General features: G+C 67.2%; 9 protein-coding genes. 4 read left to right on the top strand and 5 right to left on the bottom strand.

Annotated features, from left to right (window positions below):
• The first annotated feature begins 121 nt into the window (after positions 1 to 121).
• Positions 122 to 1,066 carry a serine/threonine-protein kinase gene (locus SX243_22905; GenBank protein MDY7095835.1) on the top strand — a complete coding sequence of 315 codons (945 nt, stop codon included), beginning with the start codon at positions 122 to 124 and terminating at the stop codon, positions 1,064 to 1,066.
• 96 nt (positions 1,067 to 1,162) lie between these two features.
• Here SX243_22905 and SX243_22900 read toward each other — a convergent pair whose 3' ends face one another.
• The 4 genes from SX243_22900 to SX243_22885 all read right to left on the bottom strand — a co-directional run bounded on the left by SX243_22900 (position 1,163) and on the right by SX243_22885 (position 4,586).
• Complete coding sequence (locus SX243_22900) at positions 1,163 to 1,399, bottom strand: hypothetical protein (GenBank protein MDY7095834.1); 237 nt, start codon at positions 1,397 to 1,399, stop codon at positions 1,163 to 1,165.
• A 30-nt stretch (positions 1,400 to 1,429) separates the two neighbouring features.
• A complete protein-coding gene (locus SX243_22895; protein ID MDY7095833.1) occupies positions 1,430 to 2,278 on the bottom strand; it encodes an alpha/beta fold hydrolase in 849 nt (282 codons plus the stop codon).
• 83 nt (positions 2,279 to 2,361) lie between these two features.
• On the bottom strand, positions 2,362 to 3,285 hold the full coding sequence (locus tag SX243_22890) for a hypothetical protein (protein MDY7095832.1): 924 nt from the start codon (positions 3,283 to 3,285) through the stop codon (positions 2,362 to 2,364).
• Between the two features lie 71 nt (positions 3,286 to 3,356).
• On the bottom strand, positions 3,357 to 4,586 hold the full coding sequence (locus SX243_22885; protein ID MDY7095831.1) for a molybdopterin molybdotransferase MoeA: 1,230 nt from the start codon (positions 4,584 to 4,586) through the stop codon (positions 3,357 to 3,359).
• A gap of 162 nt (positions 4,587 to 4,748) precedes the next feature.
• Between SX243_22885 and SX243_22880 the strand changes: the two genes are divergently transcribed.
• From SX243_22880 to SX243_22870, 3 genes are all read left to right on the top strand, one after another.
• Positions 4,749 to 5,564, top strand: a complete 816-nt coding sequence (locus SX243_22880; protein MDY7095830.1) for a DUF4388 domain-containing protein — start codon at positions 4,749 to 4,751, stop codon at positions 5,562 to 5,564.
• Positions 5,565 to 5,734: 170 nt separating this feature from the next.
• The gene (locus SX243_22875) at positions 5,735 to 6,055 is read left to right on the top strand and encodes a zinc ribbon domain-containing protein (GenBank protein ID MDY7095829.1); all 321 of its coding nucleotides are present in this window, start codon (positions 5,735 to 5,737) and stop codon (positions 6,053 to 6,055) included.
• A 147-nt stretch (positions 6,056 to 6,202) separates the two neighbouring features.
• Positions 6,203 to 9,151 (top strand): fibronectin type III domain-containing protein, encoded by a 2,949-nt coding sequence (locus SX243_22870; protein ID MDY7095828.1) that lies wholly within the window; start codon positions 6,203 to 6,205, stop codon positions 9,149 to 9,151.
• A gap of 188 nt (positions 9,152 to 9,339) precedes the next feature.
• Here the strand turns inward: SX243_22870 and SX243_22865 are convergent.
• Positions 9,340 to 10,099, bottom strand: a 760-nt coding sequence (locus tag SX243_22865) for a hypothetical protein (protein MDY7095827.1), incomplete at its 5' end; no start/stop codon positions are given.

Below are 10,099 nucleotides of genomic sequence, written 5' to 3'. Positions count from 1 at the left end.
ACCGACTCCAGGTGCAGCGCACGGTCGATGCCATGGGTCACCAAATCCGCCAGCTCACGGTGGTCGCGGGTACTGCGAATGCGCTCCACCAGCGGGGTGAGGATGCGGCGGGCTCTACCTGGTGCACCACCGCCGCTGCCCGGGCTGCGACCGGGACCTGGAGGCGGCCCTGGTGCCCTACGTGCTCCCCGGCCGCTTCCGCTTCGAGAAGCGCATCGGCGCCGGCGGCATGGGGGTGGTGTACCGGGCAGTGGACCTGGCCCTGGGGCGCCCGGTGGCGATCAAGACCATGCGCCGCTTCTCCATCGACGACGCCATGCGGCTGCGGCGGGAGGCGCGGGCGGCGGCGGCGGTGCGCCATCCCAACCTGGCGGTGATCTATGGCGTCGAGAGCTGGCAGGGGACGCCGATGCTGATCCTCGAATTTCTCGACGAGGGCAATCTCCAGGAACGCCTGGACGAGGCACCCCTGGGCTATCGCGAGACGGTGGAGCTGGGCATCGCCCTCGCCGGTGCGCTGATCAAGCTCCACGGCGCCAACATCCTGCACCGCGACCTCAAGCCCAGCAATATCGGTTTCGCCGCCGACGGCACTCCCAAGCTGATGGACTTCGGCATCGCCCGGCTGCGCTTCGATCTACGCCGGGAGGCGGCGATCATGGTGGAGGGCCCGACGGCGGTGGAGGGGGTGGAGCGAGGCACCTGGTCCGCTCATTCAACTCCCGAGACCGCGTCCCGCCAGCTGGTGGGCACTCTGCACTATCTGTCACCGGAGGCGGTGGCGGGACGTTCGCCGGAGCCCGGCTTCGACCTCTGGGGGCTGTCGGTGGTGCTCTACGAATGCCTCACCGGCACGCGCATCTTCAACGGCACCATTCGCGAGGTGATGGGCGCCATCGGCAGCGATAGCATCCCGGATCTCCGCACCGCCCGCCCCGACTGTCCCGCTCCGCTGGCGGAGCTTCTCGGCCGCTGCCTCCACCGCCAGCGTGCCCAGCGCCCCGCCGACGCGGTGGAGCTACGCGACCAGCTGCGGGAGACGCTGGTGCAGCTTGGGCCCGTTTGAGACCTGGGAGCGCCGGCTTCTAGCCGGCTTAGTGCCAACTGGCTCTTCTGAAGGCTCAAAATAGTTGGCAACAACGTTTCCTGAGCAAGGGCCTCATCATTTATTTTTACGAACCCATGTCTTTATGTCAGATCCCACGGTCACCCTCACCTGTTCTAGTGCTTTTCCGTGGCCTTGGCCGCGAAAGTCAGCTGATGCGTCCTGGGTCACTTGGAAAGTTTTCGTGACCAGCTTATCGTCGAAGAAGCCTGCTACAGAATAGCCGTTGTTAGTCTGCCAGGTTCTGATTTCGAACTCCATTCCTTCGTATTTGAATATTTCTTTCGAATCCACTGATTGCCTCTCTTGTGTTCTTATGCGAGTTCAGTCGGTTACGCAGCTGCTGACAAAGTTGCTCAGGCCTTCGAAGTAGAGATCGCCGCTCAGGTGCAGGTCGTTGTGGTCGGCGCCTTCGAGCTCCAGGAAGCTCTTGGGATCGCTGGCCCGCTCATAGAGCTGGCGGCTCATGGTGAAGGGGACGGTGGCGTCGGCGGTGCCGTGGATGAAGAGCTTGGGGATCTCCACCCGGCCGATCTTCTCCAGATTGTGGAATTGATTGCGCGCGATGAGGTGCATGGGCAGCCGGCGGAAGCGGCTGCGGGCCATGTCCCGGATGCCGGTGAAGGTGGATTCCACCACCAGGCCCTGAACCGGCAGCTCCAGCGCGGCGTCGATGGCTACGGCCCCGCCCATGGAATGGCCCAGCAGGACCACCGTCTGAGGATCGCAGTCCAGATGCTCTACCAGGTGGCGGTACGCCGCCCGGGCGTCGCGGAACAGCCCCTCTTCGCTGGGGCGGCCTTCGCTGCGACCGTAGCCGCGGTAGTCGAAGGCCAGCAGGTTGAGGCCGAGCTGGTGGAGGGCGCGAAGGATTTCCACCCGCACACCGATAGAACCGCTATTGCCGTGGCAGTAGAGCAGGGCGGCGCGGGCCTTCGGATGGGGAATCCACCAGCCGTGGAGGCGCAGGTCGTCGGAGTCGAACCAGATGTCCTCGGCGGGCAAGCCCAACGGGCCGGGCTCCCACTCGCCGGCGGGATAGCGTTCGGGGTTGAAGAGCTGGCTGTGCTCGAAGCGGCCCCGGGCAAAGCCCAAGGCGCCCATGGTGCCGGCGGCGGCGAGGACCGGCAGGCCGAGCTGGAGCAGGCGGTTGGATGAGTTGTCATCGCTCATGGCGCTACACCTTCTGTACAACAACCTCGTCGGGAGGCCGCTCTATTCCGCCGCAACGCGGCTTTTCCCGCGCCACGGGCTGTCTACAGCTCGGCGGGGGTCCAGGCGATGATCTCCAGGGCGGCGACATCTTCCCGCAGGGTGGTGGCGTCCACCAGGCGATAGTTGGCGGACAAGCGCAGGGTACATTCCGGAGATTCGGCTTGGGGAAAGACCGGCAGCACCTCTTCGTGAGTACCGGGAACCTCGAGAATGCGCACCGCGCCACTGCACGAGCTGGCGACCTCGAGGGTCGGTGCCTGGCCGCTGTCGCGGAGAGCCAGTTTTCGGCCGGAACGGGTACGGCCAGAGCCGTCGCCATCCTCCGCCGGGATCCGCAGGCGCATCCAGACGCTGCCCGGCACCTCCAGGTTGAGCACCCGAATCACCCCGTCGTCCTCGAGCCAGCGGCGGCCCAGAATCTGGGCGTCCTCGCCGGTCTCCAGAGCACCCCAATTGTTGGCGAAGGCGAAGCCGGGAGCGTCGGGGCTGACCTCCGGCACCGACACCGTCGCCAGGCGATACTCGCGCCGGCGGGGTGATGAAACCTCGTTGTCGCCTACCGTCAGCGGGAAGCGCTCACCGTCGGCGGTGTAGAGACCGGCGGTGAGAGTGTAGTCGCCGGGCTCCAGCGGCGGGCCCAGGGCGCTTTGGAAGATGCGGACCTCGTAGCTCAGGGGTTGGTTGGGGACCCACTCACCGTCCAGGGGATGATCGAAGGTGCGTACCAGCTCGCCATCCTCGTTCAGCAGGTGCAGAAAGACCAGCAACGGACCGCTACGGGGCACCTCTTTCTCTGGAGTCCAGGTCAGGTGCAGGCTGCGCCATTCAGGGAACGGCAGCTCCAGCGTCGGCTCGTCGATTTCCAGCCGCGCCACCGGTTCGGCGTCCGGCGCCGCGCAGCCGGAGACCGCCAGGAGCATGACAACGGCGCAAAGGCCGAGGGTCGATGCAGTTTTTGGGCACATGCTTCGCATCATAGACGAAACCCTATCGATGCCGGTGCGGCCCGGTCAAGAAAAGACCCTGGCAAGAGCCCTCAGCCCCGCGGCCAATCCGCCAGCGGCAGAACCTGGCAGGGGGCGCCCGCCGACGCCGGGTCGGAGTGGGCGGGGATCCTCACCAGGGCGGTGCCGTAGGCGTAGGCGGCGAGGTCGTGGGAGCCCACCGGCGAGACGGGGGCCGCGAAGAGTTTGCCGCCGCGGGTGGCGACCTGGGCGGGGAGAAAGCGGTCCCGGCCCTTGGCGCCGGGCAGCGGGGCCTCTAGCTCGGCGTCCAGGGCACCGTTCCAGAAGTGATCGTCGCTGCCCAGCAGCCGGCGCAGCACCGGCCGCACGAAGAGCCAGAAGGCGACCATGGCGGACGCCGGATTGCCCGGCAGGCCGATGACCAGGCCGCCGTCGTGGACCGCCGCCACCACCGGCTTGGCGGGTTGGATGGCTACCTTCTCGAAGAGGATGCGGCAGCCCAGCTCCTCCAGCACTCCTTCCACCAGGTCGAACTCGCCCATGGAAACGCCGCCGGAGAGCAGCAGCAGGTCCGCCGCCAGACCTTGCCGGATGAGCTCGGTGAGCTCGTGCCGGCGATCCGGGGCGATGCCCAGGGATTCGAAGCGCAGGCCCAGGGTGGCACCGGCGGCGAGGAGGAAGTCGGTGTGGGAGTCTCGCAGCTGGCCGGGGGCGGGGACCTGCTCCGGCGGGACCACCTCGTCGCCGGTGGCGAGGGTGAAGACCCGTGGGGCACGGTGCACTAGAACACTGTCGTAGCCGTGGGTGGCCAGCAGGCCGAGGGCCGCGGGGGTGAGGAGGCGGCGGTCGCCGAGGACTTCGTTGCCGATGCGCAGCACCTCGCCGCGGCGCCGGATATGGGCTCCGGCGTCGGTGCAGCGCTGGAAGGTGGCCGTCTCCCCAGGGGCTCCGCCAGGGTTCTCCTGGAACTCTCGGGTGAGCTCGACGGGCACCACCCGGTCCGCACCCCGCGGCACCGGCGCGCCGGTCATGATGCGGGCGGCGGTGGCCGGCGCCAGCTCCAGCCCCGGAGGGTCCCCTGCCGCCACGGTGGCGCTCACCGGCAGCATCGTTCCTTCGCTCACGGCCCCTCCCAGGGCGAAACCGTCCATGGCGGAGACGTCCTCCGCCGGGACGTCGACGGTGGCGGGCAGGGGCGCCGCCAGCACTCGTCCGAGGGCGGATCGCCGCGCCAGCCGCTCCGCCGGCAGGGGAGCGAGGTGCGGTTCCAGGAGCTCCCAAGCTCGGTGGGCGGGAATCATGGTCGGTGCTCCTCTAGGGTTGGTAGCTCGCGGCTGGGCCACGAGTGGGGTGGAGTCGGCATCATCGATGCTGCATGGCGACGAAAGGGCTGGGAGAAATGGGCTGAAAGTGGTGCCGATGCTATACTCCTGCCCTTCGATGACCGATGTGAAGACTTGATCATGGTGGAGCGCAATTTCCAATATCGCGGCGAGCTGTCCAAGACGGCCCTGCCCGAAATGTTGTTCACTATCGACCGGTTCCAGGTGCCGGGGGTGATCGAGGCTCGTCGGGACGGCATCGTCAAGCAGGTTTATATCAAGGAGGGGAGCGTCATCCACGCCACCTCCAGCGACCGCGACGACAGCCTGGGTACCTACCTGTATAAAAAAGGCAAGCTGGGAGCGGAGGTCTACGCTGCCACCATGCGCGATCGCCGCCGGCGCAACAAGCGCTACGGCGAGGTGCTGGTGGAGCGGGGGATTCTGTCCCCGGGCGAGGTCTATGAGGGCATCCGGGCGCAGATCGAGGCCATCGTTTGGAGCCTGTTTTACTGGCAGGAAGGCGAGGTCGCCTTCAGTATCGGTGAGTTCCGGGATGTCGACATGTTGCGCATCCAGCTGCCCATGCGCCAGGTGATTCTGCAAGGGATCAAATGTGCCCCCAACGCCAAGGCCCTGGTGGGGCGTCTGGGTCGCAAGGACACGATCTTCCAGACCAACTTCGTGGTCAACGACATCATCGAGCTGGCCCTGGACGAGATCGACTACCAGCTGCTGCAGCTAGTAGATGGCCGCAAGAGCCTGTATGAGATCTGCTCCGCCGGGCCCATGTCACCATCGGAAAACGCCAAGCTGATGTATGCCTTCCAGGTGCTCCAGCTGGTTCGGCGCAAGGCCGAGCCCGGAGCGGAAGATCCCGGCAGCGGTGAAGTTCCCAAGACCGGTCAGGCACCGGTCAAAATCCGATTGAAAACTCCGGGCGATTCGTTCTCCTGACCGGAGCAGCCCGCCCGCAGAGAATTCCCCGGCCCTTGGAGCCTGGGGCCGGGCTCGGCGGGCTGGTCTGGCCGAGTGGGATCCATCTGAGGTCCGGAAATCTAGAGCGTCAGGACGACCCAGCTAAGCGAAAGCCAGCTACGTAAGAGCCAGCGAAGGAAGAAGAAATCATGCCCCTGTACGAATATCGATGCAAAGGCTGCGGCGAAGTCTCGGAGTTCCTCCAGCGCTTCGACGATGCACCCAAGGAAACCTGCCCCAAGTGCAAGGGAGAGCTGGAGCGCCTCCTCTCCGCGCCGGCCTTCCACCTCAAGGGCAGTGGCTGGTACAAGACCGACTACGCCACCGGCAAAGACGCCAAGAAGGGTTCCGACGACGGGGGCGACTCCAAGGACAAGAACTCCGGCGACGGCAAGGCGGAGAAAGCCAGCGACTCCAGCGCCAAGAAGAGCTCTTCGGAATCGAAGTCGAGCTCGAAGTCGGATTCCTGAGGCGGCCGGTCTTCCGGTCCGGTCAGCGCCGAAGCTGATCCGCGCCTTGATCAGCACGTGGCTGCTGATATGCTCCAACAGCAATGGGTTCTCCGCTCCCCCCTAACCCAAGACGACTGACCCAGTACGAGTAAGGAGAACGGCGCCGTGACCTGTCAATTCCCGTGTTTCAGGCGGTTCCTGGGCCTCGTGGCAGTGCTGCTGCCGGTGGCTCTGTTGCTCTGGGCGGTTCCGGCCCGAGCTACGACCTACGTACCCGTGACCGATCCGGCGCTGGTGGAGCAGAGTCCCATCGTCGCCCAGGTGGAGATCCAGGAGGTGGTGCCGGCGCTGGTGGAGGACCGCCCGTTCACCGACTACCGAGTGAGCGTGGATCGGTTGCTCAAGGGCTACCTGCCCGCCACCTCGGTGGTGGTGCGGGTCGCCGGAGGGGTGCTCCCCGATGGTCGCGAGCTGCGGCTCCATGGGGCGCCCAGCTTTCATCCCGGCGGTCGGGCGCTGCTCTTCCTCACCCCGGGTTCGGACGAGACCTACACCCTGGTGCACTTCTTCCTGGGCGCCTTTCACATCGCCGAGATCGGCGGTGTCGAGGTGGCGCTGCGGGATCTTCGCGGCACCGAGGAGCTGACCTCAGGCTCCTCGATGGAGGGAGAGGTCGGGGAACGGTCGCGCCGTTCGGTGCGGGATCTCCAGGCCTTCAGCCGCTGGATCGAAGATCGCAGCGCTGGCCTGAGCACCGGTGCCGACTCTGCGACGGACTATCTGGTGACCGCCTCGCCGGCGGCGGTAGAGAGCGCCCTCTCCGAGCCCTTCAATTTCATTCAGCAGGGCGGTTTCGACGTCCGCTGGCGCACCTTCGACACCGGCGGCACCGTTACCTTCCTGGCCGGTGAGGGGGGCCAGCCGGGACTCCCGGATGGCGGCTTCGCTGCCTTCCAGACCGCCCTGGCAGCCTGGAACTCGGATCCGGCGACGCCCATTCGCTATGGCTACGGTGGAACCACCAGTGCCACCGGCGGGCTGACCAACGACGACGGCATCAACGCCATCGTCTTCGACGACCCCAACGACAACGACATCTTCGGCGCTCCCTTCTCCTGTCCCGGTGGCGGCGTGGTGGCTGCCGGCGGGCCGTGGATCAGCACCCAGCAGCACAGCTTCCAGGGCATCGTCTACCGCACCATCGTGCGCGCCGACATCGTCACCAACAAAGGCGCCGGCTGCTTCCTGAGCGGCAACGGACGGTCCGAGGAGGTCTTCGCTCACGAGCTGGGCCACACCCTGGGCCTTGCCCACTCCTGCGGCGACAGCGCTAGCGGCGCCTGCAACACGCCGGACAAGAACGACGCTCTGATGCGCGCCAACAGCCACGGCGACGGCCGCGGGGCCAGCCTGCGGGCCGACGATCGGGCGGGTATCTGCCGCCTCTACGGTGCCGTGTGCGCCTCGCCGCCGGCAGCGCCGGACCAGCTTGCCGCGGCGGTGTTGGACGCCGCCACGGTGCGCCTGACCTGGCGTGATCGGGCGACGGACGAGACCGGCTACGAGATCGAGCAGCGGATCGGCAGTAGCGCCTTCCAGCGCATCGCCAGCCTCCCGGCGGGCTCCCAGGCCCACGTCGTCGGGGGCCTCAGCGGTGCCCTCGCCTACACCTTCCGAGTGCGGGCGGTGAACGGCGCCGGTACCTCCGGCTTCTCCAACCAGGTCATGGTGCGCACGGTGGTGGAGCCACCTCCTGCCGCGCCGGCCAATCTGCGGGTGCTGACGGTGACCAGAACCACGGTGGAGCTGCTGTGGGAGGATCGCTCGGAGAACGAGACCAGCTTCCAGATCCAGGCGCGGGCCGGCGGCGGTGCCTTCAACGGGGTGGCCAGTTCCGCTGCCGGGACGCAGCGTCTGACGGTTACCGGGCTCAGCCCCTACACCGACTACACCTTCCGGATCCGCGCCCAGGGGCCGGGCGGGGCGTCGGATTTCGCGCCGGCGGTGCAGGCCCTCACCCATCCGCTCAATACCTCCACGCCGGCGGTGCCGGATCAGCTGCTGGCAGTGCCGTTGCCCGATGGCCGGGTCCTGCTGCGTTGGCGGGATCGTTCGAACAACGAGCTGGGCTTCCGCATCGAGCGCCGCATGGGAGTGCAATTCCAGGTCGCCGCCGAGACCTCCCGGGGCGTCACCTCGAGCACCTTGACGGGCTTCGGCGCCGGCACCACCCAAGCCTTCCGGATCCGAGCTTTGGGAGCTCAGGGGGTTTCCGCCGCCAGTGCCCCTGCCGTGGTGACCTTGCCCACCGCCGGCCAGCCGTGTACCCAGACCGCTTCGGCTCTCTGCTTGCTCGACCGCTTCCAGGTCGAGGTGCACTGGCGCAACCAGCGCAACGGGCAGAGTGGTCAGGCCAACGCGGAGGCACTCTCGGACCGCTCCGGCTCGTTCTGGTTCTTCACTGCGGACAACACCGAGCTCATCGTCAAGGTTCTGGACGGCCGGCCGGTGAACGGCAACTTCTGGGCCTTCTATGGCGCCTTGACGGATCTCGAATATTGGGTTTCTGTGGCCGACACGGCGACCGGTGAGCTGGTGACCTATCAGAATCAGCCTGGGGATATCTGCGGTCTGGCGGACACCCGCGCTCTCGACGGTTTGGGAGGTACCGCCGACGCTGGGGCCTCTGCTGCTTCTGTCACTCCCACAGTCCAGCCTTGGCTCACCACCTTGGCAGACGCCGATGGACTGCAGAATCTGACGGAAGAGGCCGGGAGTTGCACCGCCGACGGTCGCACACTCTGTCTCCTCGACGGCCGGTTCCAGGTGCGGGTCTCTTGGCGAACCCGGGACGGCGCCACCGGCGAGGGCACGGCCGTCCCCGACACGGATCAAACCGGCACCTTCACCTTCTTCAGCCCGGACAATGTCGAGCTGGTGGTCAAGATGCTCGACGGCCGTGGCACCAACGGCAACTTCTGGTTCTTCTACGGCGCGCTGTCCAACGTGCGCTACGAGCTGGAGGTGACGGACACCATGACCGGTGCCGTCCAGCGCTACGTCAACCAGCAGGGCAACGTCTGCGGCGGCGCGGACGTGCGGGCGTTCCAATAGGGCGCTCTGAGCCGGACCTACCCTCACCCAGAACGACGTTGACCAAGCTGGTAGGGGCGACCCTCGTGGTCGCCCGCGGCGAGGGGCCATGAACACCGGGGGCAGGCACAAGACCTGCCCCTACCCCTCGTCGGTTGTCAGGATCCTTTTCCATCCTCGCGGGTAATCCGGAGAAGCAGCCCCGACTGCTAACCTTCCCCCTCCGGCTCCCGAACCCACCGCCCAGCGGCCAGGCAGAAGGCGGTGAGCAGCGCCGGTACCAGGTGGACCAGCAGACGCGGGAAGCTCGACCGGACCCACAGCTCCGGTTGCCGGAGGGCGGTGCAGTAGATCAGGGCGTAGACCAGCAGCTGCGCCGCGCACACCGCGAGGACCGGCCGCAGATGGCGATTCCGTTGCGAGACAGCCAGCACCGGCAGCATCAGCAGTGCCGGCAGGGCGAGACCGTACCAGCTGGGGTGCAGCACCGCCCGCCCCATGGCGGCGAGTACTTCCGGTGCATGGGCGAGCCGGAAGGGGCCTGAGTTGGGCTCACCGAACCAGCCGTGGCGGGCGGCGGTGAATAGCCAGGGAAGGACCAGCACAAGGGTTGGGAGGCCAACTCGCAGCCAGCGTTTCCCCAGCGTCGGCAGGCGCTCGCGGAAGCTCCCGTCCTCCGTTGTGCCTTGCCGCGCGGTGACCATTCCGTAGGCGAGGAAGATCCAGCCCGCCAACACCACTCCCTCGAGCTTCGCCGAGGCCGCCAATGCCATGGCGAGAGCGATTTGTAGATCGGCGCTCACTCTTCCTGCGCGGTTGCTGTGCGGGCTCAGGCCGGCCAGCGGTGCCATGGCGAGGAGCAGGGCCAGGGCCACCAGCTCGTCGGCGCCTCCCGGCAGGCGATGGGCGGCGGTGAACATGGCCAGCAGGGCGACCACCGCCGCTGCGCCCGCGGCGGCCAACCGCCGG

The sequence above is a fragment of the Acidobacteriota bacterium genome, assembly GCA_034211275.1.
Lineage (GTDB): Bacteria > Acidobacteriota > Thermoanaerobaculia > Multivoradales > JAHZIX01 > JAGQSE01.
This window is presented reverse-complemented; position numbering and strand designations above follow the sequence as displayed.

What these genes read in the sequence shown, in the direction of transcription:
- SX243_22895 (MDY7095833.1), bottom strand. Translation starts at nt 2,278, where the DNA reads ATGAGCGATGACAACTCATCCAACCGCCTGCTCCAGCTCGGCCTGCCG.
- SX243_22890 (MDY7095832.1), bottom strand. Translation starts at nt 3,285, where the DNA reads ATGTGCCCAAAAACTGCATCGACCCTCGGCCTTTGCGCCGTTGTCATG.
- SX243_22885 (MDY7095831.1), bottom strand. Translation starts at nt 4,586, where the DNA reads ATGATTCCCGCCCACCGAGCTTGGGAGCTCCTGGAACCGCACCTCGCT.
- SX243_22880 (MDY7095830.1), top strand. Translation starts at nt 4,749, where the DNA reads ATGGTGGAGCGCAATTTCCAATATCGCGGCGAGCTGTCCAAGACGGCC.
- SX243_22875 (MDY7095829.1), top strand. Translation starts at nt 5,735, where the DNA reads ATGCCCCTGTACGAATATCGATGCAAAGGCTGCGGCGAAGTCTCGGAG.